General features: G+C 73.1%; 19 protein-coding genes. 10 read left to right on the top strand and 9 right to left on the bottom strand.

From position 1 onward, the window contains the following. Positions 1–3: 3 nt before the first annotated feature. The 3 genes from AB0I29_RS07205 (at position 4) to lnt (ending at position 6611) form a co-directional block, all read left to right on the top strand. Positions 4–2988 carry a DEAD/DEAH box helicase gene (locus tag AB0I29_RS07205; RefSeq protein ID WP_357479776.1) on the top strand — a complete coding sequence of 995 codons (2985 nt, stop codon included), beginning with the start codon at positions 4–6 and terminating at the stop codon, positions 2986–2988. A gap of 95 nt (positions 2989–3083) precedes the next feature. Then, the gene (locus AB0I29_RS07200) at positions 3084–4865 is read left to right on the top strand and encodes an amidohydrolase family protein (protein ID WP_357479773.1); all 1782 of its coding nucleotides are present in this window, start codon (positions 3084–3086) and stop codon (positions 4863–4865) included. A gap of 30 nt (positions 4866–4895) precedes the next feature. After that, positions 4896–6611 carry an apolipoprotein N-acyltransferase gene (lnt, locus tag AB0I29_RS07195; RefSeq protein ID WP_357479770.1) on the top strand — a complete coding sequence of 572 codons (1716 nt, stop codon included), beginning with the start codon at positions 4896–4898 and terminating at the stop codon, positions 6609–6611. A 152-nt stretch (positions 6612–6763) separates the two neighbouring features. On the opposite strand, the gene AB0I29_RS07190 is transcribed toward lnt, so the two are convergent. After that, positions 6764–7108 carry an RNA polymerase-binding protein RbpA gene (locus tag AB0I29_RS07190; protein ID WP_026365682.1) on the bottom strand — a complete coding sequence of 115 codons (345 nt, stop codon included), beginning with the start codon at positions 7106–7108 and terminating at the stop codon, positions 6764–6766. Positions 7109–7449: 341 nt separating this feature from the next. Between AB0I29_RS07190 and AB0I29_RS07185 the strand changes: the two genes are divergently transcribed. The 6 genes from AB0I29_RS07185 (at position 7450) to AB0I29_RS07160 (ending at position 13879) form a co-directional block, all read left to right on the top strand. After that, the gene (locus AB0I29_RS07185) at positions 7450–8604 is read left to right on the top strand and encodes an LLM class flavin-dependent oxidoreductase (protein WP_357479884.1); all 1155 of its coding nucleotides are present in this window, start codon (positions 7450–7452) and stop codon (positions 8602–8604) included. Positions 8605–8635: 31 nt separating this feature from the next. Further along, entirely contained in the window at positions 8636–9316 is a 681-nt protein-coding gene (locus AB0I29_RS07180) for an FMN reductase (protein WP_285104816.1), read from the top strand. Between the two features lie 207 nt (positions 9317–9523). After that, the gene (locus AB0I29_RS07175; RefSeq protein WP_357479766.1) at positions 9524–10348 is read left to right on the top strand and encodes a hypothetical protein; all 825 of its coding nucleotides are present in this window, start codon (positions 9524–9526) and stop codon (positions 10346–10348) included. Between the two features lie 455 nt (positions 10349–10803). Beyond that, complete coding sequence (locus tag AB0I29_RS07170) at positions 10804–11388, top strand: hypothetical protein (RefSeq protein ID WP_357479763.1); 585 nt, start codon at positions 10804–10806, stop codon at positions 11386–11388. Between the two features lie 116 nt (positions 11389–11504). Then, the gene (locus tag AB0I29_RS07165) at positions 11505–12395 is read left to right on the top strand and encodes a ChbG/HpnK family deacetylase (RefSeq protein ID WP_357479760.1); all 891 of its coding nucleotides are present in this window, start codon (positions 11505–11507) and stop codon (positions 12393–12395) included. Positions 12396–12409: 14 nt separating this feature from the next. Further along, positions 12410–13879 carry an MFS transporter gene (locus tag AB0I29_RS07160; protein WP_357479757.1) on the top strand — a complete coding sequence of 490 codons (1470 nt, stop codon included), beginning with the start codon at positions 12410–12412 and terminating at the stop codon, positions 13877–13879. 12 nt (positions 13880–13891) lie between these two features. Here the strand turns inward: AB0I29_RS07160 and AB0I29_RS07155 are convergent, their stop codons facing one another. From AB0I29_RS07155 to AB0I29_RS07130, 6 genes are all read right to left on the bottom strand, one after another. Next, positions 13892–15301, bottom strand: a complete 1410-nt coding sequence (locus AB0I29_RS07155; protein WP_357479754.1) for a CehA/McbA family metallohydrolase — start codon at positions 15299–15301, stop codon at positions 13892–13894. A gap of 252 nt (positions 15302–15553) precedes the next feature. Next, positions 15554–17749: an alpha/beta fold hydrolase gene (locus AB0I29_RS07150; protein WP_357479751.1), complete on the bottom strand. Its 2196-nt coding sequence runs from the start codon at positions 17747–17749 to the stop codon at positions 15554–15556. A gap of 81 nt (positions 17750–17830) precedes the next feature. Further along, positions 17831–19543 carry a DUF222 domain-containing protein gene (locus AB0I29_RS07145; RefSeq protein ID WP_357479748.1) on the bottom strand — a complete coding sequence of 571 codons (1713 nt, stop codon included), beginning with the start codon at positions 19541–19543 and terminating at the stop codon, positions 17831–17833. 208 nt (positions 19544–19751) lie between these two features. Next, complete coding sequence (locus AB0I29_RS07140) at positions 19752–20177, bottom strand: VOC family protein (protein ID WP_357479745.1); 426 nt, start codon at positions 20175–20177, stop codon at positions 19752–19754. A gap of 104 nt (positions 20178–20281) precedes the next feature. After that, positions 20282–21232, bottom strand: coding sequence for a DNA-binding protein (locus AB0I29_RS07135; protein ID WP_357479742.1), 951 nt, complete (start codon positions 21230–21232; stop codon positions 20282–20284). A 274-nt stretch (positions 21233–21506) separates the two neighbouring features. After that, entirely contained in the window at positions 21507–22778 is a 1272-nt protein-coding gene (locus AB0I29_RS07130; RefSeq protein WP_357479739.1) for an erythromycin esterase family protein, read from the bottom strand. Positions 22779–22882: 104 nt separating this feature from the next. Between AB0I29_RS07130 and AB0I29_RS07125 the strand changes: the two genes are divergently transcribed. After that, complete coding sequence (locus tag AB0I29_RS07125; protein ID WP_357479736.1) at positions 22883–23665, top strand: TioE family transcriptional regulator; 783 nt, start codon at positions 22883–22885, stop codon at positions 23663–23665. Here the strand turns inward: AB0I29_RS07125 and AB0I29_RS07120 are convergent. Both AB0I29_RS07120 and AB0I29_RS07115 read right to left on the bottom strand, forming a co-directional pair. Beyond that, entirely contained in the window at positions 23631–24818 is a 1188-nt protein-coding gene (locus AB0I29_RS07120) for a sigma-70 family RNA polymerase sigma factor (RefSeq protein ID WP_357479733.1), read from the bottom strand. The two genes, AB0I29_RS07125 and AB0I29_RS07120, sit on opposite strands and share 35 nt — an antisense overlap. A 94-nt stretch (positions 24819–24912) precedes the next feature. Beyond that, positions 24913–25329: a YciI family protein gene (locus AB0I29_RS07115; protein WP_285104796.1), complete on the bottom strand. Its 417-nt coding sequence runs from the start codon at positions 25327–25329 to the stop codon at positions 24913–24915. Between the last annotated feature and the right edge of the window lie 40 nt (positions 25330–25369).

Here is a 25369-nt window from a genome sequence, read left to right as displayed (position 1 = left end):
ACCATGAACGACCTGAGCCCCGCCGAGCGGTACTCGGCCTTTCGGTCCCAACGTCGTTTGGAAGCAGAGGGCCGTTCGGTGGCCGGACCCGAGCTGACCCTCTTCCGGGAGGTCATCGGCTTCGAGCTCGACGACTTCCAGGTCGCTGCCTGCGAGGCGCTCGAACAGGGGCGTGGCGTGCTCGTCGCGGCCCCGACCGGGGCAGGCAAGACCGTCGTGGGCGAGTTCGCCGTGCACCTGGCCCTCGCGTCGGGCCGCAAGGCCTTCTACACGACGCCGATCAAGGCCCTGTCCAACCAGAAGTACGCCGACCTCGTACGCCGGCACGGCCCCGAGAACGTCGGGCTGCTCACCGGCGACTCCACGATCAACGGCGAGGCACCCGTGGTGGTCATGACCACCGAGGTGCTGCGCAACATGCTGTACGCCGGGTCCGCCACCCTCGACGGGCTCGCATACGTCGTCATGGACGAGGTGCACTACCTGGCCGACCGCTTCCGCGGCCCCGTCTGGGAAGAGGTCATCATCCACCTCTCCGACGACGTGCAGCTCGTCTCCCTGAGCGCCACCGTGTCCAACGCCGAGGAGTTCGGCGACTGGCTGGAGATGGTGCGCGGCGACACCGCCGTCGTCGTCTCCGAGCGGCGGCCCGTGCCCCTGTGGCAGCACGTGCTCATGTCCTCGCCCGAGCCGCGCGGCAAGCCGCGCCTGCTGGACCTGTACGCCGGGCACGTCGACCCGACCGACCCCGGCACCAGCCCGCCCATCAACCCCGACCTGACCGCGGCCTTCCGGTCCGGGCGCGGCGGCAACCGCCCCGGCGACCATGCTGGTGGACCGGGCGGCGGGCGGGGCCGCGGGCGCGGACGGGGCGACCGCGGGTACCGCGGCGGCAACGGACGGCGCGCCGACGACCGCCCCGGCGGCGCCGTCGGGCCCGGACGGCGCACCCCGCCGCGGTTCATCGTCATCGACGCCCTGAACGCGGACGCCCTGCTGCCCGCCATCTACTTCGTGTTCTCCCGTGCGGGCTGCGAGGCCGCCGTCGACCAGTGCCTCAAGGCCGGGCTGCGGCTGACCACACCGCAGGAGGAGGCCACGATCCGCTCGGTCGTGGAGGAGCGCACCGCCGCCATCCCGCCCGAGGACCTGGACGTGCTCGGGTACTGGGCCTGGTCGCAGGCCCTGGCGCGCGGCATCGCCGCGCACCACGCCGGCATGCTGCCCGTGTTCAAGGAGACCGTCGAGGACCTGTTCGAGCGCGGCCTGGTCAAGGTCGTGTTCGCCACCGAGACCCTCGCGCTCGGCATCAACATGCCCGCCCGGTCCGTCGTGCTGGACAAGCTCGTCAAGTGGGACGGCTCCAGCCACGTCCCGGTCACCCCCGGCGAGTTCACCCAGCTCACCGGTCGCGCCGGGCGCCGCGGCATCGACGTCGAGGGGCACGCCGTCGTCGTCGACCACCCGGCGCTGGACCCCGTGGCCCTGGCCGGCCTCGCGTCCAAGCGCCTCTACCCGCTCAAGTCCAGCTTCCGGCCCACCTACAACATGGCCGTCAACCTCGTCGCCCAGGTCGGCCGCGACCGCGCCCGCGAGGTCCTGGAGACCTCGTTCGCGCAGTTCCAGGCCGACCGCGGCGTCGTCGGCCTGGCCAAGCAGGCCCAGGCGCACGCCGAGGCCCTCGACGGGTACGCCAAGGCCATGTCCTGCGACGTCGGTGACTTCGCCGAGTACATGGACCTGCGCCGCGCCATCAAGGACCGCGAGCGCGAGCTGTCCCGTGCGGCCACCGGCGCGCGCCGCGCCGAGGTCGTCGCGTCCCTGGAGAACCTGCGGCGCGGCGACGTCGTCGAGGTGCCCTCCGGGCGCCGGCGCGGGTACGTGCTCGTGCTCGACCCGGGGGAGCCGGGCGGGTTCGACGGGCCGCGGCCCACGGTGCTGACCCAGGAGCGGCAGGTCAAGAAGCTGACCCTGGCCGACGCGCCCGACGGCCTGGAGACCGTCACGACGGTCAAGATCCCCAAGGCGTTCAACCCGCGCAAGCCCGACGCGCGCCGTGACCTGGTCTCGACCATGCGCAACGCCCTGGGTGTGCTGGCGGACGACGTGCCGTCGGCCCACTCCACGACCTCGCCGTCGCGCAGCGCGGCGAGCCGGGCCGCGCGCGGTGGCCGGCCGGTGGTCAGCCGCCGTTCGGACGCCGCGACCGACGCCGAGCTCGCGCGCCTGCGCAAGGCCCTCAAGGCCCACCCGTGCCACGCCTGCCCCGAACGGGACGACCACGCCCGCTGGGCCGAGCGCTGGAACAAGCTCAAGCGCGAGCACGACCAGCTCGTGCGGCGTGTCGAGGGCCGTACCGGGTCGATCGCCCGCACCTTCGACCGCACGCTCGACGTGCTGCTCACCCTCGGGTACCTGCAGCGCACCGGCGGCGACACGAGCGCGGGCACCGGCGCGGGCACCAGTGGGAGGATCCGCGTGACCGACGACGGCCGGTGGCTGCGCCGCCTGTACGCGGAGAACGACCTGCTGCTGGCCGAGTGCCTGCGCCGCGGGGTGTGGGACGGGCTCGACGCCGCGGGTCTGGCCGCCGTCGTGTCCACGGTCGTCTACCAGGGGCGGCGCGACGATGCCCCCGACCCGTACATCCCGGGCGGGCCGACGGGCCGGCTCGCGGGCGTCCTGGACGACACGCAGCGGGTGTGGTCCGAGGTGGACGACCTGGAGGAGGCGCACGGCATCGACGCGACCGGGCCGCTCGACCTGGGCCTGGTCGGCGCGATGTACCGGTGGGCGTCGGGCAAGGGCCTGGACAGCGTGCTGCGCGGTTCCGACCTGGCCGCCGGCGACTTCGTGCGGTGGTGCAAGCAGGTCGTGGACGTGCTGGACCAGCTCGGCGGCGCGGCGCCGTCGGACCGGCTGCGCGCCACGGCACGCAAGGCGCAGGACGCCGTCCTGCGCGGCGTGGTGGCCTACTCCAGCCTGTGAGCCGGCCTCCGAAGCCGGCCCCGAGCGGGTGACTGTGCGGGTCCACGCCCTGCTGACCAGGGCGTGGATCCGTCGGATCGCATACAGTTCCCACCGTGAGCCAGCCTGTCCGATCCATCCTGTACCGCAACGGCGTCGTGCACTCCGGGGCAGACCCGTTCGCCGAGGCGATCCTCGTGGACGACGGCGTGGTGGCCTGGCTCGGCGCCGACGACACCGCCGCCGGGCTGGCGGCCCGCGCCGACCGCGTGATCGACCTCGACGGCGCGCTCGTCACCCCCGGGTTCGTCGACGCGCACGCCCACGTGCTGGAGACCGGCCTGTCGGCCGACTCCGTGGACCTCACGCCCGCCGGCGGCGTGCACTCCCTGGCCGACGCGCTGGCCGCCCTCCACCAGGCCTCACGCCGGCTCGCGGCGGCCGACCCGTCCGGCGACCAGGTGCTGCTGGCCTTCGGCTGGGACGAGCAGGCCTGGCCCGAGCGGCGCGCCTTCACACGCCAGGAGCTGGACGCCGTGTGCGGCGGCCGCCCCGTGTACGCGGCGCGGGTCGACGTGCACTCGGCGGTCATCTCGTCCGCGCTGGCCGCCCGTGCGGGCATCGACCACGACCCGGCCTGGACGGGTATGGGCCTGGCCGGCTCCGGCTGGTCCGACGCGCCCGCCGACACCGGCCTGGTCACCGCCGACCTGCACCACACCGTGCGCGACGTCGCGCACGCCCTGTCACCCGAGCGCCGCACCCGCCTGTACCGCGAGACGCTGACGGCCTGGGCCGCCCGCGGCATCGTGTCCGTGCACGAGATGAGCGGCGAGCACCTCGACACCCGCGCGGGCCTGGCCGAGCTGTACGCCATGTCGGCGGAGTCCGTCACCGCCGACGCGCTGGCCGACCCGGACGCGCTCGCCCTGCCGCACCTGGCCGCCTACCGCGGCGAGCTGTGCGCCACGCCCGACGACGCCCGCGCCCTCCTGGCGGAGCTGCCCTTCCTGACCGGGATCGGCGGCGACCTCAACGTCGACGGGTCGATCGGGTCGCGCACCGCGGCCATGCGCAGCCCGTACTCCGACCTCCCCGCGGACCCGTCCTCCGCGTCGTTCACCGGCGCCCTGACCAACCCCGACGGCTCGCCGTGGACCGGGAACCTGTACCTGGCCGCCGACCAGATCGCGAGCCACCTGAGCGCCGTGCAGAGCGTCGGACGACCGGCCGCGTTCCACGTCATCGGCGACCGCGCCATGGACGAGATGGTGCTCGGGCTGCAGATCGCCGCCCAGACCAGCGGCGAGAGCGCCCTGCGCGCCGGGCACCACCGCATCGAGCACGCCCTGTTCGTGGACGCCGTCACCCTCGCCGCGCTCCTCGTGCACGGGATCGGCCTGTCGGTGCAGCCCGCGTTCGAGTCCGCGTTCGGCGGCGCCAAGGGCGTCTACGCCTCCCGGCTCGGCGCCATGCGCGCCGGGTCGATCATGCCGTTCGCCGACCTCGCGCAGGCGGGCGTTCCGCTCGCGTTCGGCTCCGACACCCCCGTCACCCCCGTCGACCCCTGGCAGGGCGTGCGCGCCGCGACCCGGCACGAGGACCCCGACCAGCGCATCTCCGCGGGCGCGGCGTTCCGCGCCCACACCCGCGGCGGCTGGCGCCTGGCGGGCCTGGACCACACCGGCGCCGGACAGCTCCGCGTGGGCGCACCGGCGCACCTCGCCGTCTGGCGGGCCGAGCACCTCGGCGTGCAGGCCGCCCCCGGGCGGCTCAGCTCCTGGAGCGAGGAGGCCCGCGCGGGAACACCGCTCCTGCCCGACCTCTCGCCCGACGCCGTCGAGCCCGAGTGCCTGCACACCCTGCGCGACGGCGTGGTCCTGCACGACACGCTCTGAGAGGCCCACGCACGCCGGTAGGCTGCGACCGTGCGCTTGCGTGAGCCGTCCCGGCTGCTGTCCTTGTTCCTCGCGGTGGCCGGTGGCCTCGTCCTCTGGTCCGCGTTCCCCGACGCCGGGGTGTGGCCCGCCGCGTTCGTCGCCGTCGCCGTCCTGTACTGGGCCCTCGGTCGCGACAACGCCTGGTGGAACCTGCTGATCGGGTTCCTGTTCGGCATCTCGTTCTTCCTGCCCCACCTGTGGTGGGCCCACGAGTCCACCGAGACCGCGCCGTGGATCGCGCTGTCCGCGCTGGAGGCGCTGTTCATCGGCGGCTTCGGCGTGCTGTGGACCTGGGTGCGCCGCGCGCGGTTCCTGCGGCGGCGCGGCTGGCGGCTGGCCGCCGCGTTCGCCGTGCTGTTCGTCGCCGTCGAGCAGTGGCGCGCCGAGATCCCGTTCGGCGGGTTCCCCTGGGGCCGCCTCGCCTGGACCATGGCCGGCACCCCGACCGGCCGCGCCGCCTGGCTCGGCGGCACCGTCGCCGTCAGCCTCCTGGTCGCCTTCGCCGGCGCGCTGCTCGCGCTGGCCGTGGCGGGCCTGGTCCGAGCCGTCCGTACGGCCCGCGCGGCGCGCGCGACGCGGGTGTCGCCGGCCGGCCAGTCGGGGCAGCCCGCCCGCGTGGCAGGGAACCGCACCGTGACCGTCCGGTCCTCGGTGGGCCGTTCCGTCGGAGCCCTCGCGCTGGGCGTCGCGGTCGCCGTCGTGCCACTGGTGCTGCCGCTGCCGACGTCCGCGAGCGCCGGTCCCGTCGAGACGCCGGAGGGCCAGGAGGTGTACGACGCCGGGAGCGACCTGGCGGAGGACGGGCAGCTGTGGGCGGGTGCGGTGCAGGGCAACGTGGGGGAGCCGGGCCTGGGGGCGTTCGCCAACCGGGCCGAGGTGCTGAACAACCACCTGGAGGGCACGTACGTGCTGGCGGAGGACTTCGCCGGTGAGCTGGACGTGGTGCTGTGGCCGGAGAACGGCAGCGACCTGGACCCGCAGACGACGCCGGACGTGGCGCGCGGGCTGGACGCGGCCTCGACGGCGGTGGGTGCGCCGATCCTGGTGGGGGCGCAGGAGTTCCCGGAGACCGGCGGCCGGTACAACGTGTCGCTGCTGTGGCAGGCGGGTCAGGGGGTGATCGCCCGGTACGCGAAGCAGCACCCGGCGCCGTTCGGTGAGTACATCCCGCTGCGGTCGATCCTGCGGCTGTTCTCGGACCAGGTGGACCGGGTGACCACGGACATGATCCCGGGGGTCAACCCGCCCTACGTGGACGTGCCGAGCCGGTTGGGTCAGGGCGCGTACCGGCTGGGCACCATCATCTGCTTCGAGGTGGCGTACGACGAGATCATCCGGGACGCGGTGCAGGAGGGTGCGCAGGTGCTGGTGATCCCGACGAACAACGCGTCGTTCGGGTGGACGGCGGAGTCGACGCAGCAGCTCGCGATGTCGCGGCTGCAGGCGATCACGACGGGGCGGGCCGCGGTGCAGATCTCCACGGTGGGCGTCTCGGGCGTGATCACGCCGGACGGGACCGTGGTGCGGGACACGGAGCTGTTCACGGCCGACCAGTTCGTGGTGAACCTGCCGCTGCGGTCCTCGATCACGCCGGCGGTGGCGGCCGGGTACTGGCCGGGCTGGATCGTCGGCGGGCTCGCGCTCGCCCTCGTGGTGGCGGGCGTCGTGGGCGGGATCGGTGCGCGGCGTCGGGCGCGCGGCTAAGGTCACCTGCCACGAGACGGGTCCGGGACCCCAGACGTCCGGACCCGCACGTACGAAAAAGAGACCGCCGGTCCGAACCCTGAGGTTCGGACCGGCGGTCTCTCTGCTGTCCTGCTTGTGTCGCTGTCCTGCGTGTCTGCTTGCTCGCCGGCTCAGGCCGAGCGGCGGAGCTTGCCGGCGCGCAGCAGCTCGAGGCGCTCGTCGAGCAGGTCCTCGAGCTCCTTCACCGTGCGGCGCTCGAGCAGCATGTCCCAGTGGGTGCGCTGCGGCTTGGTCGCCTTCGGCTCGGGCTTCTCGGCGTCGCGCAGGAGCGCCTCCTCGCCGCAGCGGCACTCCCAGATCGGGGGTACGTCCGCGTCGGTGGCGAAGGGCAGGATGATGGTGTGGCCGTTGGGGCAGTCGTAGTAGGCCTGGAACCGAGGGGCGAAGTCCACGCCCTCGTCGGACTCCATGCTCTTACTACCGATGCTCATACCGCGCAGGGACCGGTCAGGCACGATGTCCTCCAGAGGGTTGTCGGGATAGGTGGCGGAAAAAGGTCCGTATAGCCAACGCAGGGACCCTCTGTGATGTTCCAGCCCATGTTTCAGCGGTCTGACGACCAGCCGTGCCAATCCAGGCTACCGACCGGACGTGCGCTCGCAAGCGCACTCCGGGCAAACTGGGTGTGGATGTGCGCGATCTCACGTACGTCGCGGCAGGTGGGAGCATGTCGGCCGGGAACAATCGGCACGAGCCGCCGGTTAGGACCCATGTTCATGCAGATGCATGAACAGCGTGGGTGGCACACAGCACGTGCGGCAACCAGCTCAGCACCACGATCGAGGAGCACAGCATCATGCAGTTCGGGATCTTCAGTGTCAGCGACGTGACGACGGACCCGACCACCGGGCACACCCCGGACGACACCGAGCGCGTCCGGGCCATGCTCACCATCGCGAAGCACGCGGACGAGGCAGGCCTCGACGTCTTCGCCACCGGTGAGCACCACAACCCGCCGTTCGTGGCCTCGAGCCCGACGACGATGCTCGGCTACCTCGCGGGCGTGACCAAGGACATCACCCTGTCCACGGCCACCACGCTCATCACGACCAACGACCCGGTCCGCATCGCCGAGGAGTACGCGATGCTCCAGGTCATCAGCAACGGTCGCATGGACCTCATGATGGGCCGCGGCAACACCGGCCCCGTCTACCCGTGGTTCGGGCAGGACATCCGCCAGGGCATCCCGCTGGCCATCGAGAACTACGCGCTCGTGCGGCGCCTGTGGACCGAGGACGTCGTGGACTGGGAGGGCAAGTTCCGCACCCCGCTGCAGGGCTTCACCGCCACGCCGCGCCCGCTGGACGGCGTCCCGCCGTTCGTGTGGCACGGGTCGATCCGCAGCCCCGAGATCGCCGAGCAGGCCGCCTACTACGGTGACGGGTTCCTGCACAACAACATCTTCTGGCCGATGAGCCACACCAAGCAGATGGTGCAGTTCTACCGGCAGCGGTTCGAGCACTACGGCCACGGCCGCGCGGACCAGGCGATCGTGGGCCTCGGCGGCCAGGTCTTCATGCGCAAGAACAGCCAGGACGCGATCACTGAGTTCCGGCCGTACTTCGACAACGCGCCCGTCTACGGGCACGGCCCCACCATGGAGGACTTCACTCGCGACACCCCGCTGACCGTCGGCTCCCCGCAGGAGGTCGTCGACCGGTACGGCTCGTTCATCGACGAGGTCGGCTACTACCAGCGCCAGATGTTCCTCATGGACCACGCCGGGCTGCCGCTCAAGACGGTCCTGGAGCAGATCGACATCCTCGCCTCCGACGTCGTGCCGGAGCTGCGCAAGATCGCCGACGCCAAGCTGCCGCAGGACGTCCCGGCCAACCCGCCGACGCACGCCGAGCGCGTCGCCGCAGCCCGCGCCAAGGGCGAGGCCGGCGCCACGCACGTGGGCGACGGCGGCGACGAGTACACCGGCACGCTGGCCGAGGAGGCACTCTGAGATGACAGACCGTGAGACGACAGACCGCGCGATGACAGACCGCACCGCCTCCCTCGTCCCTCCCGTCGAGGACCGGCCCCGCCGCACGATCGCCGTCGTGCACGCGGGGCTGGGGCAGCCATCGTCCACGCGACTGCTGGCGGACCGCCTGGCGGACGCCACGGTGCGCGAGCTGGAAGCCCTGGGCCACGAGGTGACCGTCGAGGTCGTCGAGCTGCGCGACCACGGTCACGCGATCATCGACGCGATGCTCACCGGGTTCCCCACGGGCGCCCTGGCCGACGACATCGAGACGATCACCCGGGCCGACGGCGTCATCGCCGTCACGCCGCTGTTCACCACCACCTACTCGGGGCTGTTCAAGTCGTTCGTCGACATCCTCGACAAGGAGGTGCTCACGGGCATGCCCGTGCTGCTCGGCGCGACCGGCGGCACGCCGCGGCACTCGCTCGCGCTGGAGTACTCGATGCGCCCGCTGTTCACCTACCTGCGGGCCGACGTCGTCACGACGTCGGTCTTCGCAGCCACGGACGACTGGGCGCAGGCAGGCGACCGCGCCCGGCACGACGACGGTGCGAGCTCCCTGCCCGAGCGCATCGAGCGGGCGGGCCGGTCGCTGGCCGCGATCGTCTCCGCACGCGGGGAGCACGCCAAGCCGGACGACCCGTTCTCCACGACGCCCAGCTTCCTGGACATGCTGGGCGGGGACTGACGACGGGGTCGGCCTGCACCGGGCGGGCCGGCCTGAGGCGATCGCCTCCGCCTCGCCGGCTCTGGTGCACCGGGCCGGCGTGCCGGGCCAGTCGCGCAAGGTCTGTCGTGGCAGGTCCGGGGCTTGCACGCTCAGGGCGTGGCAGGGAACATATGGGACAGCCACCGCAACGGGTCGTGGGCAGGTCGATGGTGAGGGAGCGCGGTCATGGCGGACGACACACAGGACCAGGTCTCGAACGACCCGGACAGCACGGACTCACCCCCGGCGGCCGATCCGGACGCGGACGCGACGGGTGCGACGGACATGAACGCGACCGACACGAACCCGACGGACACGGGCGCGACGGACACGGGCGCGAGGGCAGCGGCTGCACCCGAAGCGGGAGCGTCGCCGGCAGACGAGGACGTGCCGTCGTCCCCGGAGAGCACCGTCGCCGCTGGTTCGGCTGACGCGACCGTGCCGCAGGCCGACACCGGGCGGGTCGCCCGGATCGTCGCGGCGCTCCGGAAGGCGCACGCCGAGCAGGCAGCCCGTACTGCTGAACCCGCAGACCCTGGTACGGAGACCAGCGAGTCGGAGCCGCCTGCGCCCCGCCGCGCGACCAGCGGGGTGCGGCCCGCGGCACCACGCACACCGACCCTGCACTGGAACCCCGGTGCCCGCTACCGCGCGTCGCAGCTCGCGAACCAGCCAGCTCCGATGCCGCCGGCACCGACTCCGCCCGCACCCATGCCGCCAGCACCCACACCTGCCGTGCCCCCGCCGCCAGGATCCGCGGCGCCAGGATCCGCGCCGCACGTGCCCGCTCCTCCGGTCGCGGGACCTCCGGCACTGGCCGGACGACTGTTCCGCGGCCCGGCCCGGCGGACCGCCGTCTTCGAGCGGGAGATCTGGCACCCGTCGGCGCGGTCGTCGCGCGTGCCGAGCGACGTGGGCGAGGCGCTCGTCGCCGCCGTCGAGCGGTATCGCAAGGGCTCGATCTCGACGTCGGGCCTCGTGCGGGCGATCGCCAACACCCACGCCGCCTGACGACTGGCTGGCACGGGACGTTGCAACACCCGAACTTCAACAGCCAACAACCAACAGTCGAGAGCCGAGAGCTGAACAGCTGACCGTCAGGACACCTGACAGCAGGACCGGCTGAGACGGCCGGGTGGCGCCGCAGGTTCGCGGCGCCACCCGGCCGTCTTTCGTTCGTCTTCCGTCTGCTTCCGCGGTTCTTCGCCGAGTTTCCAGATGGCGGCAAAAAAATGGGCCCCATCCACCTGGGTTCGCCCTGGTGGGGCCTTGTCCCGGGTTCTTGCCACAGGGAGCATTCGTTGCACTGCAGGTGAGTACATGAAGCAGGCGCACCACGCGCGGCGACCTGTCGCTCTCTATCAGTGGGTGCCGACCGGGCATTCGACGGGACCGGCCATCCGACGGGACAGACCCTCCGACGGGACCAGGTATCCGATGACAGGACAAGGGGGCGGGAGCGGCTGATGCGTACGGGCACGCGGGCCAGGTTCGGCTTCCTCGTCATGAGCGGGGTCGTCGTGAGCGGCGTCGTCGCCGGCCTGCTCAGCGGCTGCGGCCAGGGCGCGAGCGTCGCCAACTTCACGGTGCCGGAGGAGTACGGGTCGGTCGAGCAGCTCGTCGCGGACGCCGACGTCGTCGCGCTGGTGCAGGCGGGCCGCTCCGGGGTCGACGTCGTCGACCGGGTGCCGTACACCCGCACCGAGCTGGAGCTGCGGAAGGTGCTGCTCGGTGCGGTCGGCCAGGACACCGTGCTCGCCGTCACGCAGGTCGGTTCGGCGTCGTCGCCCCCGGGGGCCGAGCTGCCGTCCATCCTGCGCAGCGGTCGCGAGTACGTGGTGGTGCTGCACCTGAACGACGCGGGGGAGTTCGAGGTGGTGGGGCCCGGCGTCTGGCGGGCGGACAGCCTCGGGGCCAGCCTGACGCTGCACACGGGCAAGCCGTCCTGCGTGACGTCCGACATCCCGCACGTGACCACGCCCTGGGAGCTCGAGGTGGCGCTCGGCAAGGCGCGGGCCGTGCTCGGCACGAGCGTCGTCGGAGAGACGTGAGCCGACGGTCCCGGAAGGCACAGCACAGCAGAGCAGTCTGAGCTGAGCCGAGAACGTTCCAGGTCAGGAGCCTGGGACGGGCCCTGATGCCCGGTTCGCTGCGCCAGACTGGGCGCATGACGCGCAGCCTCGTCCTCACCGCAGACGACGCCGGGACCGACCCCGACGCAGACCGCGAGATCGCCGCCCTCCTGGTCGGATCGCCGCTGACGGCGGTGGGGGTGATCACCACGGAGCCGGACGACGAGGTTCAACGGAACGACGAGGGCAGACCGGCAAGCTCTGTGCAGAGCGAGATCCAGAGCGAGATCCAGAGTCAGCGTCAGGTCCCGAGCCAGAACCCGAGTGCGGGGGCACTCCGCGCCGTCGAGCTCATCGCCCGGTCCGCGCCCGACGTCGCGCCCGGGGTGCACGTGGTGCTCCCGACGCCGGGTCCGGCCGGCGGCTTCGACGACGTCGTCGACCGCATCACGGCCCAGGTCGACGCGCTCACGCGGGCCACCGCCGCCGTCGGCGCGCCGCGGCCCCGGCGGATCGACTCGCACCAGGGCACCCTGTACGGCCTGCAGGGCCGCTCCTATCTCGGCGAGTCGATCGGGTTCTGCGCGCGGCGCGGGCTGGCCTTCCGCCTGCCCCGCAGCCTGGACCTGTACGGCGACGGCGACCCGGTGCTGGCCACCGCCGACGTCCAGGCGCGGCACGCGACCGCCGTCGCCGGCGCGGACGCGGCGGGGGTGCGCCTGCCCGAGGTGATCGCCACGCATCGCGGCGGTGACGCGGAGGCCCGGGACTACGGTTCGCTGCGGGACCACTACCTGCGCCTGCTGGGGCGGCTGCCCGAGGGTACGAGCGAGATCTTCCTGCACCCGGCGCCCGACACCGCGCGCCTGCGCGAGCAGTCGGCGACGTGGTGGCGCAAGCGGACATGGGAGCTGCGGCTGCTGGGCGACCCGGTTTTCATCCGGGAGATCGAGCGGGAGGGCATCGACCTGGTCAGCGGGTGGTGAGTAGGCTCACCGGCGTGGAGGCCGAGGACGCCGTGGACGCGCCGCAGGCAGGAGCCCCGTCGCGGTCCGCCGGACGGGGTCCGACGCCGGGCGGTGGTGCGGGCAGCGGCGCGGGAAGCGCTGCGGGCGGCGCCGTCGGGAGCGGCGCGGGCCGGACGTCGCCGCTGCGCTACGGCGTCGGCATGTTCGGCACCTCGCTGCCGATCAACCTGGTCAAGGGCTCGATGCTCTACGTGTACGTGGAGCTGCTCGGCCTGGACGCCGTCGTCTACGCGACGGTGTACGCGGTGTACGGGGTGCTGGACGCGCTGGACAACCCTGTGTTCGGTCACCTGTCGGACCGGACGCGCTCGCGCTGGGGGCGGCGTCGGCCGTACCTCGTGGTGGGCGCGCTGGTGCTGACGGCGACGACGATCGCGCTGTTCTCCGTCCCGGGCGCCGTCGCGGCCTCCGCAGTCGGGCTGGCGGTGTGGTTCGCCGTCTTCGCGATCACCACCGAGATGGCCGACTCCCTGATCAACGCCAGCTACGGGGCGCTGCTGCCGGAGCTGTTCACCGACGAGCGGCGCCGCGCCACGGCGAACGCGGTGCGGCAGGGTGCCCAGCTCGTCGCGCTGGTCATCGCCCTGGCGCTGACGCCGGTCCTGGCGCGGAACGTGCTGGGCACCGAGGGCTCCGCCGTCGGGTACGGGCGGCTCGCGGTGATCTTCGGTGTGGTCGCGGCCGCGGTGATCCTGTGGACCGCGTTCGGCGTGCGGGAGGACCCGGCGCTCGACGCCGAGCCCAAGCCGCAGTTCTTCCGTTCGGTGGGGCAGATCCTGTCGACGGCGCACTTCTGGACGGTCGGCCTGGTCAACGCCTGCTACGGCGCGGCGATGGCGCTCGTGCTGGGCGGGCTGCAGCTGTACGTGGAGCACACGCTGGGCGGCTCGGCGCTGGACGCCAGCATCCTGCAGCTCGTGGTGATCGCCGTCTCGATCGGCATGCTGAGCGTGTGGGCCGCCGTCGTGCGCCGCAGGGGCGCGGCCTGGACGTGGCGGCTCGCGCTGCCGGTCGCGGCCGTCGGGTTCGTGCCGCTGTACTTCGCGACCGACCTGCTCACCGGGATTCTTGCCGGGCTCGCGGTCGCCGTCGGGTACTCGGGCGTGCTGGCGACGAACGACCTGGTGATCGCCCGCGTGCTCGACGCCGACGCCGCCCGCCATGGCACGCACCGCAGCGGTCTGTTCCTGGCGGCGTTCGGCGCGCTGGGCCGGCTCAACGGCCTGATCACGGCGGCGGCGCTGGCGTCGCTCGCGCTGTGGTTCGGGTACCGGTCGGGCGCGGACCCCGGCCCCGACCCGGGACAGGCGTTCCGCGTGTACCTGTCCGTGTACCCGTTCACGCTGCTCGTCGTCGGTACGGCGGTGTCGCGGTTCATCCGACTGCCGGCGGCGCCGGAGGAGGCCGGCGGAGCGTCGGGCGACGCGCCCGTCACGCGCTGATCGCGAGCCTCCTCACGCGCTGATCGCGAGCAGGGTCCGGTCGGCCGCCTCCAGGCGGTAGGGGCCGTGCTCGGGCGGTGCGGAGAACGTCACGCGGTCCCCGCGGACCCGGCGACGACGGTCCGTGCCGCCGTCGGGCACGCCTTCCACCAGCACGGTGCCGTCCGCGTCGACGGCGACCAGGTCGTCGCCGACGCGCACCAGGACGGGCTCGCCCGGTCCGGGGAACCTGCTGAGGGCGGTCCGTCCCCGCCGGACGGCGTCCAGGATCGCCTCCGGAGTGCGGTCCTCGGCGGCGACCCAGGTCGTGGGCGTGCCGGGCGGGTAGCCCTGGTCGGGCGTGTGGAAGTCGCTGCCGCCCAGGAACACGGGAATACCGGCGGCTCCGGCGGCCGACACTCCCGACAACCCGGCGGCCGACCCGGCCTCCGCTCGATCAGCCGCCGGCCCGCCGACGCCTCGCAGGTAGGCCCACGGTCCCGTCGCGGTCAGGTCGAGGAACCACGAGATGTGCCACAGCTCCAGGAACCCGGTGCGCACGGGGTACTGCCAGCCGCAGTCGTCCTGGAGCGGGTGGTTCACGGACAGCAGGCCGCCGCGCTCCTCGACGTCGGACAACCACAGTGCCGCCGGACGGCGGAAGTCCACCCAGCCGATCTCGCCGAACGCGTTGGCGTGGCCCGCGTGCGTGGTGACCTCCTGCCCGGGCAGGAGGCAGAGGTCATACGCGGCGCCGACCCCGGGCAGGTGCGCGTGGTGCGAGACCGTGTTGTGGTCGGTCACGGCGAGAAAGTCCAGCCCCCGGCTGACGGCGGCCGCCGCGAGCTGGGCGATGCTCAGCGTCCCGTCCGAGTGCGTCGTGTGTGCGTGCAGGTCGCCCGCGTACCAGGTCAGACCGCTGGGCGCGGGCAGGTCCCGCCCCAGGCGGGTGCCGCCGTGGGCGCCGCCGCCCGGACGGCTCGTCCCGGTTGTCGTTGAACCGGACCCGGTGCCGGACGGCGCGGGCGGCGCCGGCGGCTCGTCCTCGACCGGGCCGGCGTCGGCCCCGGTGGCGATCGTGACGGTCACGTCGATCGGTTCGGCCGGCAGCCCGTGCAGGCCGAGCACCACCGCCCACCGGCCCGGGACGATCTCGCCTGGCTCGTACCCGGGCGTGGCTGTGCCTCGCCGGTCGCGCCCGGCGGCGCCGGGGCTCGCGTTCGGGGTGATCGCGAACCGCGACCGGGCGCCCCCGGACCAGCCGCGCCACCGCTCAGGGTCGTAGCACCCCAGGTCGATGACGGCGGCGTCCCGGTCGTACGCGAGGGTGACCTCCAGGGCGTCGGTGTCGCGCCCCGCCGGTATCTCGAAGGGCACCTCGAGGTACCGGTTCTCGATCTGGTCGTCGATCGACAGGCGCAGGCGGCGCTCCTCGCGGGTCACGCACCGAGGCTAGCGGCGGGTCCGGGGAAGGCACGCCCGCGCCCGGATCCGCCGAAGCCGGGATGTCCCCGACCCGCGGGGCTCGTGGCGACATGGCTGCCCCGTTGCCGTGACGCCCCGCTGCCCTGGCGCCCCGTTGCCGTGACGCCGTGCTGGCTCATGGCCCGCGGGCCTATGCGCCTGCGGGTCTACGAGCCCGCGGGTCTACGAGCCCGCGGGCCTGCGGGCCTGCGGGCCTGCGGGCCAGGCTTCTCAGCGCGCCAGGATCTCCGTGAGGAACTCGATCGCCGCCGGGTAGGCGTCCATGCGGTTCGCCCGCTTGGCCAGGCCGTGCCCCTCGTCGTGGTAGACCCGCAGCTCGTGCCGGATGCCGCGGTCCGCGAGCGCCGCGGCGATCTGCTCCGCCTCGGACAGCGGGACCCGCGGGTCGTTGGCGCCGTGGATCACGAAGAGCGGCGCGCGGAGCTGGTCGAGGTAGGTGATGGGGGACGCGGTGACGAGGAAGTCGCGGTCGTGCGCGAGGCTGCCGTACTCGCGTTCGCGGGCGGCGCGGCGGTACTCGGAGGTGTTCTCGAGGAAGGTCACGAGCGAAGACATGCCGACGATGTCGACTCCGGCAGCCCACAGGTCCGGCTGCATGGTCGTACCCGCGAGCACCATGTAGCCGCCGTAGGAGCCGCCCCAGAGGGCGCTACGGTCGGCGTCGAGGCCGAGCTCGGGCAGCCAGGCGCGGAGGGTCGCGAGGTCGGCCACGGAGTCGAGGCGCTTTTCGACGTCGTCCAGGCTGACCCAGCGCTTGCCGTAGCCGGCCGAGCCGCGGACGTTCGGGACCAGGACGGTGAACCCAGCGCCGGCGAGCGCCTGGATGACGGGGGAGAACAGCCGGGTCGCCTCGCCCTCGGGTCCGCCGTGGACCAGGACCACGGAGGCGCCCGCGACGGTCGCGCCGTTGGCGTACTCGGGGGCGGAGCTCGGGACGTGGTCGTGCTCGTCGCCGGAGTGCTCGTCGCCGGAGTACTCAGTGCCGGCGTGCTTGTCGGCAGCGTGCTCAGTGGCGGAGTGCTTAGTGCCGGCCGGCCGGTACACGAAGCAGGGGATCTGCTCGCCGTCCGGGGTGGGGACGCGGTGCACCGTGGGCAGCGAGATAGGCAGGCCGTCGGGGATCTGGGCGCGGCCGTCGACCAGGGTGTTGACGGTGCCGGTGGCGGCGTCGACGAGGTGGATCGAGCCGGGGTCGCCGGAGGCGGTCACGTGCACGGCGAACCGTGAGGAGTCCGGGGCCCAGATGACGGTGGGCACGCCGTCGTCCGGAAGCGCGACGTCGCAGCGGTGGGTGCCCTCGTGCTCGTGGACGGCCAGCGTGGTGACGCCGTCCTGGTGGTGGCCCACGACCATCGCGGAGCCGTCGGGGGACAGGACCACCTCGAGGTCGTGGTCGTCGGCCTCGACCAGGGTCTCCCAGACGGTCCCGTCGGCTCCGGCAGGCGCACCATCGAGGGCAGCGTCGTGGGCACCGGTGCCGGTGCCGGTGCCGGGGTCAGGGTTGGGGTCGGCGGAGACCGGGTGGACGTTGCCGGTACGCACACGAACGACGGCGGCGAACTCCCGCTCGTGGTCCGAGGCCATGACCAGTGCCTCGTCGCCCGCCGTCCAGGCGACGTGGGTGTGGTGGGCGTGCTCGTCGGCCGCAGTGACGGCGACGGGACGGGCTGTTCCGGTGTGCGCCTCCGGGGTCTCGCTCGTCGTCCCGTGGCCCCCGGTCGTCCCGTGGGCTGCGGTGGTCGAGCTCGCGGCGATCTCACCTCCGGCGACGAGAACCTGTGTGGAGCGCGGGCGGCTGCTCAGCGTCGTGATCGCCACGGAGTGCCGGTCGTGGGAGGCGACGGCGTCGACGAGGTACCCGCCGCCGTCGTACAGCGTGGTCTCGGTGCCGGTCGCCAGGTCGTGCACCACGACGTCGAAGTCCACGCCGTCGCGCCGGTTGGTCAGGAACACCACGGACTCGGCGGAGACGTCGGCGAGGTCGTGCTTGTACGCGGGGTCGTGGACCAGGGGAGTCAGGTCGGCGAGTGTGGCGGGCAGACGAGCGGGCGGGCCGGAAGGTAGACCGGCACGCGACGCGGTGCGTTCGACGTCCGGCAGGTCGACGGCCAGCAGGTCGACATCCAGCGTCTCGATGTCCAGCAGGCTGAGCTGCATCTGCTCGTCGCCGCCGTTGTCGTGCTGCACCACCACCCGGCGCATGCCCGGCACGTAACGGCCGGAGCAGCGCGAGGGCAGCGCGGTGAGCTGTGTCCGGGTGCCGTCAGACGCGATCTCGACGAGCTGCATGCTGTCCGACTCGTCGTTCCCTGCGAGGATCCGGCCTTCCGGGTCGACGTCGAAGACGGTCCAGGCCGTCAGGTCGAGCAGGGCGCCGATGATCTCTGGCGCGGAGGTCGGAGGCACGGAAGGCGAGGGCACGGACGGCGAGGGCACTGGTGCAGAAGTCACTGACGCAACCTAGCGGGGGACCGCACGCAGCGGTTGTCAGGCAGCCCTGTCACGGGTCCACGGCAACCCGACTCGGCGACCGTGGCGGTTGGTGAACCTCCACCGCCCCGGCTGATCCGGTGTCGCGCTCGGATCCCACGCCATCGTGATCCCGGTGGTGTCCACGAGCGTGTGGTGATGCCAGCACAACAGGGCCGAGTTTGCGACGGACGTCTCCCCGCCGTCGGCCCAGTGCCGTAGCGCATGGTGCACCTCGCACCGGCTGGGCGGCTGGTCGCAGCCGGGGTAGACACAATGCTGGTCCCGAGCGATCACAGCCTTCCGCATCTGCCCGGTCACCGTGCGCTGGGCACGTCCCACGTCGATCGCGGTCCCGTCGGGCCCGAACACGACGCGCGTGACCTCGGCGTCGCACAGGAGCCGCCGCAGGAGGTCACGCGGGACGACGCTCCCCGTCGTGGAGGCCCCCGTGAACGTCGCGGGCTGAGCGGTCAGCGCCGTCAGGTCGCCGGGACGGAGCCCGCCACGGCCTCCGGTGCGACCGCCCACGAGATCCTGCTCGACACCGACACCGACACCGACACCGACGCTGCCCTGCTCCATCCCTGTCGCGTCAGGAATCTGACTCGATCCGACACCGCTTGATCCCGGGCCGGACGACCCGGCGCCACTCAGTCCCGCACCACTCAGTCCGGTGTTTCCGTTGGCCCGACCGCTCCGGACCAGCTCCGTCAGGGAGACGGTGACGTGGACGTGCGGACGCACCGCGGCACCCGAGCCCACGCGGCCGTTGTCCAGGACGTCCCGTGCGAGATCGGCGAGTGCCTGCGCCCGGCGCTGGGTCGGCGTGCGGTCGTCGCCGACGGCCGAAGCGCCCATCATCGAGCCGAGCGCCGTCGAGAGCAGGTGTCCGTGCTCGTCGGTGAGGAATCCGTTGACGTGCCAGCCCCCGAACGTCGGCGAGACCTCCAGGTGCTCCCGTTCGGTCGCCTGCCGGTAGCCGCGGTCGTCCGCGTCGGGATCCGCGACCTGGCCGAACCGCTTCAGCACCCGACGAAAGCGCGCCGGGTCGCAGGCACCGGCCAGCCCGGTCAGGTACTCCTCACCGGTGATCGCCGGGGGAGCAGGACGAGTGTCGCCCACCGCTTCGAGGTCGGCGTCCGTGGCGGCCGGCTCGGCAGAGTGCTCGCCGTCGATGGCATCGTCACCGGCACCCGGGGCGGCGGCAGCATCACTCCCGGAGTCGTCCGCAGCGCCACCGCCGCCGTCCGGCGCATCCAGGGCTGCAACAGACGGCTCCGGCAGCTCCTCCGGCTCGATCGGCGCCGCCAGCGCAGCCTTGCGTGCGTCGCTGGTGGGCGCGACGTCCACGAGGGCGCGGACGTGGTCGACGCCGATACCCCCCGAGAGCGCCACCGCCCGGGTCGTGGGCAGGTGATCACGCAGCACCCGGCCCGTACGGGCTTCACGCTTGGCGGTCGTCGTGCTGATGTTCTCCGTCCTCGCCAGCCAGGCCGAGAACGTCCGCGCGCCCGTGCCCTGCCAGGGGTGCGCGGCCTCGATCACAGGCAGCCACGTCAGCCGGACCGTCTCGAGGCGGGCGCTGAGCGCTCGCAGCCTCGGCGCGGCCGCGACGAGCCGGGGTGCCGCGACGCCGCCGGTGCCGGAGGACTCGCCGACACCGGCGACCGCATCCGGTCCGGCGGACGCCACCAGCTCGTCGGTGAGCACGTCCAGATCGCTCAGCACGGCTTCGAGGGCGCGTGGTCCGCACGCCTGACGGGGCTCGGGTGGAGGCACTGGCGTGCAGTCCATCTCGCGTCACCCCCGCCCGGTTCCGTTGCTGTGCCGACCCTCCGATTTTATCGAACATACGTTCGATGCGCTTGTCCGGTTTTGAATCTGTGGATAACACTTGACCCGGCGACACGTCCGCTAGCAGGCAGCCTGCTCGCGATCACGACGTCCTGGCTGCGGCGCCGAACTTCTCGACGTAGTGCGGGTTGTACATGACCCCGAGCAGGTTCCCGAACGGGTCCACCACCGAGGCGGTCACGAAGTCGTGCCCGCGCACGGTGACGGGCTCGAACTCGGTGGCGCCGAGGTCGAGCAGCCGGGCCACGGTGCCCTCCAGGTCGTCGACGTGCCAGTACATGAGCGCGCCCCCGGGCTGGTCGGGCAGGCCCGGGGGCGCGAACGCCCGGCTGACGAGCCCGAGCTCGGCCTCGTTGTCACCGATCCGGAACTCGGCGTAGGCCAGCTTGCCGTCCGGCCCGGGGCGCTGGAAGTACGGCTCGACGCCGAGCGCCTCGGCGTACCAGGCAGCGGCCGCGACGACGTCGTCGGCCCAGTAGTTGATGGTGGCGAATCCTCGAAGGCTCATGCCGCCATCTCAGCACCAGCCACTGACACTCGCCGGGCCGGTGCATCTGCATCGGCCCGGCTCCGCCGTCCCGAGAACGGCGGCCCCCGAGACGGCACGCCCCCTCAGGAGCCCGCCGTCTCCTTGTCCGGCTCGGCGGTCGCGGGAACCGCCGCGGCCAGCGCCTCCCGCAGCCCCGCGGCGGCGCCCTCGGCCTGCGCCTGGCCGGCGATCGCCGCGATGCGCGCCTGCTCGGCCTCCGTCGCCTGCCTGCGCGCGGACTCCAGCGCGTCACGCGACGCGGAGAGCTCACCCTCCAGCCGTGCGACGGAGGCCTCGGCGCCGGCTCGTGCCGTATCGGCAGCGGCGCGGTCCCGGTTGGCCTGCGCGACGTCGCCCCGCGCGGCCTCGAGCGCACCGCGCACGTCCGTCAGGGACTCGCGCAGGCCCACGGCGGCACCGTCCGCCTGTGCACGGGCCGACTCCGCCTCGGAGCGCGCCCGCTCGGCGGCAGCAGCCCCCGCCCGGGCCTCGGTGAGCTCCTCACGCACCGCATCGAGCGCTCGCTGTGCGGCGGCGAGCTCGCCCTCCAGCCGGGCGGCCGACGCCGCGGCGTCGGCCCGGGCCTCCTCGGCCGCGTCGCGCTCGTCCTGGACGGACCGTGCATGCTCGCGCGAAGTCTCCAGCAGGGCACGGAACTGGACCAGCTCGGCGTCGGCCTCGTCCACGCGTGCGGCCAGGGCGTCCGCCTCGCCGACGACGGCGGTCAGCGCCTCGTCCGACGCCGCGGCGGCCGCCTCGTGCTCCGCCCGTGCTGCCTCGACCGCCGCACCCCACAGGGCCTCCAGACCGCGTTCCGCCAGCGCGTTCACCGCGGTGGGCAGCTCGGGGAGCGCGCTGCGCGCGTCGTTCTCGGCTGCCCTCGCGTCGCGCCACTCCCGCAGATACTTCGTGGCTGTGGCGTTCGAGCAGCCGGCGCGCTCGCGCACGTTCGTCACGGTCAGCGCCGCACCCTCGGCCGCCAGCGCGTCTGCCGCCTGGAAGACCCGTTCCTTGTCCCGCACGTCGTTCCCCACGTCGTTGTTTCCGCTGCCCTTGCTTCCACTCGTAGTAGTACGAGTAGTAGCGCGATACTACTCCTACTTTCACTCCACACAGTGCGCACCCGCTTTCCTGAAGCGGGTGCGCACTGAGAGCAGAATCGGCTAGATAGCAGGCATTCGGGGTGCCATAGGCGTCACTACTCGACCGGCAGAGAGCAGATGGTGAGCATCGATTCCGTGGCGCGCCGGTCTCAGATCCACGCGACCTCGGCCGACGATCCGACAGGACCGGTTCTCGGACGCAGGATCAGTCCTCAGGAACGTCCTGGAGAAACACGACCCCGTCCAGGCCGGCGAGCTGGGCCGGGTCCAGCGGCGCGTAACCGAACCAGGGGGACACCCGCGCCACAAGCGACGCTCCGCTGGAGAGACCTGGAGCGTCGACGACGCACCGGTCCGCACCGAGCGCGGACAGGAGACCCTCGACGCTGTCCGACGGCGGGGCGTCCACGCCCTGGTGCCGGATGGTGCCGACCGCCGAGGCCAGGAACCCGTACCGATCGCCCAGCCGGGCGCTCACCAGCGCACCGGCGCCCCACCACTCCAGCCGCGGGTGGTCCCACATGCTCATCGTGCTCATGCCACGCTGCAGGTGGCTGTTGTGGGCATTGACCAGCACGGGGCCCCGCTCCGCGAGGGCGAGCAGGTTGTCGGCCATCATCGCGTCGCGGACCGCGAGCAGCCGCGGCATGCGGGCGGGCGAGGGGTCGGCCATCCAGAAGTGGTAGCGCAGCAGGCCGGTCGCGGTCCGGCCTGCCAGGCGCGCCCGGTCCCACTCCTGCGACGTGGAGGTGGCGATGAGGCGCGGGGCGTGCGTGTCGAGGAGCGTCGCCAGGTCGTCGGCGAGCAGGCGCAGCTCCCGGGCCTCGGCGGACTGCCCCACGGACCGGGCGGGGTCCGTCATGGCGGCGGGTTCGGTCCAGAGGGCGTCCGCGCCGATCATCCGGTCGAGCACGTCCGCGCTGCAGGGCAGCAGCTCCGCGTCCACGCGCGCGGACAGGTACTCGTACAGGGCCGCGAGCGCGGCCCGAGGGCTCGCCGCCGCCGAGATCTCCAGCGGCCCGTCGAAGCCTGCGAACCGGAGCCGGTCGGTGTCGGGCCGGCCCTCCTCACCGGCACGCACGTTCCAGGCACGCATCCAGCGCACCAGCTCACGGTTGGCCGGGAACGCGCCCCACTCGTGGCTGAACCCGCGCGCCATGACGTCGTCGAGCACGGCATCGTCAAGCACGGCATCGTCGAGCACGGCATCGTCGAGCTCGGCATCGTCGAGATCGCCGACGCCGGTCGCGACGTAGTCGTCCACGACCTGCCCCGCGAGACAGTCGGTCTCCAGGGCGATCGTGCGGTAGCCCTCCTGCTCGACGAGCTCCCGGAACAGCTCGTTGCGCAGCCTCAGCAGGGGGTCCGCGCCATGAGTGGGCTCGCCCAGGGCGAGGATCCGCGGCCGGCCCGGGAACAGGCGCATGACGGAGGCGGCATCAAGGGGATGAACGGTGTGCTCGAGGTCTCTCACCATTCCCTCAACGGTATCGTTGACGTCCCGGTTGAGACCTGGGCTTCGACGGCCCAGGACAAATGCCCAGGACAACGCCCAGAACAAGGCCCAGAACAGGCGGATCGATGGGGCAGAACCTTCAAAGTGCCGTTCGGCTGCGGCCGGTCGACCTGGCACGCGGGCACGGCCTGTCCACGCAGGCGGTCCGCAACTACGAGGACGCCGGCATCCTCCCGGCCGCCGTCCGCACGCCGTCCGGATATCGCGTCTACACGCCTTGGCACGCGCGCGCCCTGCGCGCTTTCCTCGCCCTGGTCCCCGGGCACGGCCATCGGACGGCGGCCGCGATCATGCGCGCCGTGCACGACGGCGCGACCGGCGAGGCGTTCCGCCTGATCGACGAGAGCCACGCCCAGCTCCTGGACGACCGCAGGACGCTCCGCGCCGTCGAGCAGGCGCTGCGCGACCTCGACTCCACCGGGCCGTCACCGGGCCCCCGGCCCGGTGACACCTTCGTCGGCCCCCTTGCCGCCAGGCTCCGGATCCGGCCCGCGACCCTGCGCACGTGGGAGCGTGCCGGGCTCGTGCGCCCGCGGCGCGATCCGCAGACCGGCTACCGCGTCTACGACGAGGCCGCGCAGCGCGATGCCCAGCTGACCCACCAGCTCCGGCGTGGCGGGTACCTCCTGGAGCAGATCGGCCCGCTGATCGACCGGGTGCGGACAGCGGGCGGGCTGGAGCCCCTGGAGGCGACCCTGCACGAGTGGCACGGGCGCCTGACCGACCGCGGACGGGCCATGCTCGCGGGCGCCGCCGCCCTGGAGGCCTGCCTCCGTGCCGACGAGGGCTCCGAGGACGGGCAGCGACCCTGTCTCAGCGAGCCGCCCGCAGCCGCGCCGCCTGCTTGATGAGGTGCGTGCGCTCGGCCGAGCTGGTGGCCCGGTCGGCCGCGGCGGTGTAGTGGTCGATCGCCGCGGCGGCGTCGTCGGCGCGCTCGTGGAGGTGGGCCGCCACGGCGTCCCACCGGGACAGCCCCGGGTCGATCTCGGCCAGGGCCGCCAGGCCCGCCCGCGGCCCGTCGACCTGCCCGACGGCGACGGCCCGGTTCAGCGCGACGACCGGGTTGTCGGTGAGACCGGCCAGCTCGTCGTACCACTCGAGGATCTGCGGCCAGTCGGTCTCCTCCGCGGTGGGGGCGTCGTCGTGCAGGGCGGCGATGGCGGCCTGCACCTGGTACTGCCCCAGCCGGTCCTGTGCCAGGGCGTCCTGCAGCACCTCCACCCCCTCGCGGATCATCGCGGTGTCCCACCGGGAGCGGTCCTGCTCGTCGAGCGGCACCAGCTCGCCCGAGGCGGTGTAGCGGGCGGCCCGGCGGGCGTGGTGCAGCAGCATGAGGGCCAGCAGCCCGGAGATCTCGGGGTCTGCCCCGTCCGGGCGGCCCGGCCCGGCCGGGGCAGACGGTGCGGACGCGGCGAGCTGCCGGGTCAGCCGGATCGCCTCGTCCGCGAGGGAGATCTCGCCGGTGAACCCCTCGTTGAAGATCAGGTACAGCACGTGCAGCACCGCGCGGGCGTCCCCGGGCCGGTCGAACCGCTGGCCGCTGATGGTGCGCTTGGCACGCGAGATCCGCTGCGCCATCGTCGCCTCGGGGACCAGGAAGGCCCGCGCGATCTGGGCCGTGGTCAGCCCGCCGACGGCCCGGAGTGTCAGTGCGATCGCGGACGCCGGGCTCAGCGCCGGGTGACAGCAGCGGCTCAGCAGGAGCAGCGTGTCGTCCGACTGCTCGGTGGGCCCAGGCGGCGGCTCGTCGTGGACCCGCTCCTCCCGCCGTCGCCGGGCGGCCTCGGACCGCTGGGCATCGATCAGCTTGCGGCCCGCGACGCGCAGGAGCCAGGCCTTCGGGTCGTCCGGCGGGTCGTCGGGCCAGTGGCGGACGGCCTCGATGAGGGCCTCCTGGACGGCGTCCTCGGCCGTCGCGAAGTCTGCTCCGCGACGGACGAGGACGCCGAGGACCTGCGGCGCCAGCGTCCGCATCTGGTCGTTCACCGCGTCGTGGTCCACACCAGGCCCCTCATTCGCCGATGGTCAGTCGCCGACCGTCGTTCGCCGACCGTCGTTCGCCGACGGTCGTTCGCCGACGGTCACTCGCTGATGGTCACTCGCTGATGGTCAGGTCCTCGCCGAGGAACGGCCGCACCTCGAGCCACTCGTAGATGGGCCGACCGCCCTTGCCGGGTGCCGCGGACAGCTCGGCCGCCGCCTCGTAGGCCCGCTCCTGGGACTCGACGTCGATGATCATCCAGCCGGCGATGAGGTCCTTGGTCTCCGCGAACGGGCCGTCGGTCACGGGCGGGCGGCCTTCGCCGTCGTACCGGACGAACGTGCCCTCGGGGGACAGCGCGCCCTCGCCGACGAACTCGCCGGACTCGGTGAGCTTGTCGGCGAACCGGCGCATGTAGTCGATGTGCTCCGTGATCTCCTCGGGCGACCACTGGTCCATCGGGACGTCGGTGCCCGGCACCCACTCCGGACCGCCGCGCCGGTAGTGCTTCAGCAGCAGGTACTTCGCCATGGTTCTCTCCCTGGGTCGCGGGCCCCGTGGGGCCCTGCGT

The sequence above is a fragment of the Promicromonospora sp. NPDC050262 genome, assembly GCF_040655935.1.
Classification (GTDB): domain Bacteria; phylum Actinomycetota; class Actinomycetes; order Actinomycetales; family Cellulomonadaceae; genus Promicromonospora.
This window is presented reverse-complemented; position numbering and strand designations above follow the sequence as displayed.

Coding starts and splice junctions, on each gene's coding strand:
- AB0I29_RS07170 (WP_357479763.1), top strand. CDS start 10,804: ATGCGTACGGGCACGCGGGCCAGGTTCGGCTTCCTCGTCATGAGCGGG.
- AB0I29_RS07175 (WP_357479766.1), top strand. CDS start 9,524: ATGGCGGACGACACACAGGACCAGGTCTCGAACGACCCGGACAGCACG.
- AB0I29_RS07125 (WP_357479736.1), top strand. CDS start 22,883: ATGGGGCAGAACCTTCAAAGTGCCGTTCGGCTGCGGCCGGTCGACCTG.
- AB0I29_RS07140 (WP_357479745.1), bottom strand. CDS start 20,177: ATGAGCCTTCGAGGATTCGCCACCATCAACTACTGGGCCGACGACGTC.
- AB0I29_RS07180 (WP_285104816.1), top strand. CDS start 8,636: ATGACAGACCGCACCGCCTCCCTCGTCCCTCCCGTCGAGGACCGGCCC.
- AB0I29_RS07130 (WP_357479739.1), bottom strand. CDS start 22,778: ATGGTGAGAGACCTCGAGCACACCGTTCATCCCCTTGATGCCGCCTCC.
- AB0I29_RS07205 (WP_357479776.1), top strand. CDS start 4: ATGAACGACCTGAGCCCCGCCGAGCGGTACTCGGCCTTTCGGTCCCAA.
- AB0I29_RS07165 (WP_357479760.1), top strand. CDS start 11,505: ATGACGCGCAGCCTCGTCCTCACCGCAGACGACGCCGGGACCGACCCC.
- AB0I29_RS07185 (WP_357479884.1), top strand. CDS start 7,450: ATGCAGTTCGGGATCTTCAGTGTCAGCGACGTGACGACGGACCCGACC.
- AB0I29_RS07115 (WP_285104796.1), bottom strand. CDS start 25,329: ATGGCGAAGTACCTGCTGCTGAAGCACTACCGGCGCGGCGGTCCGGAG.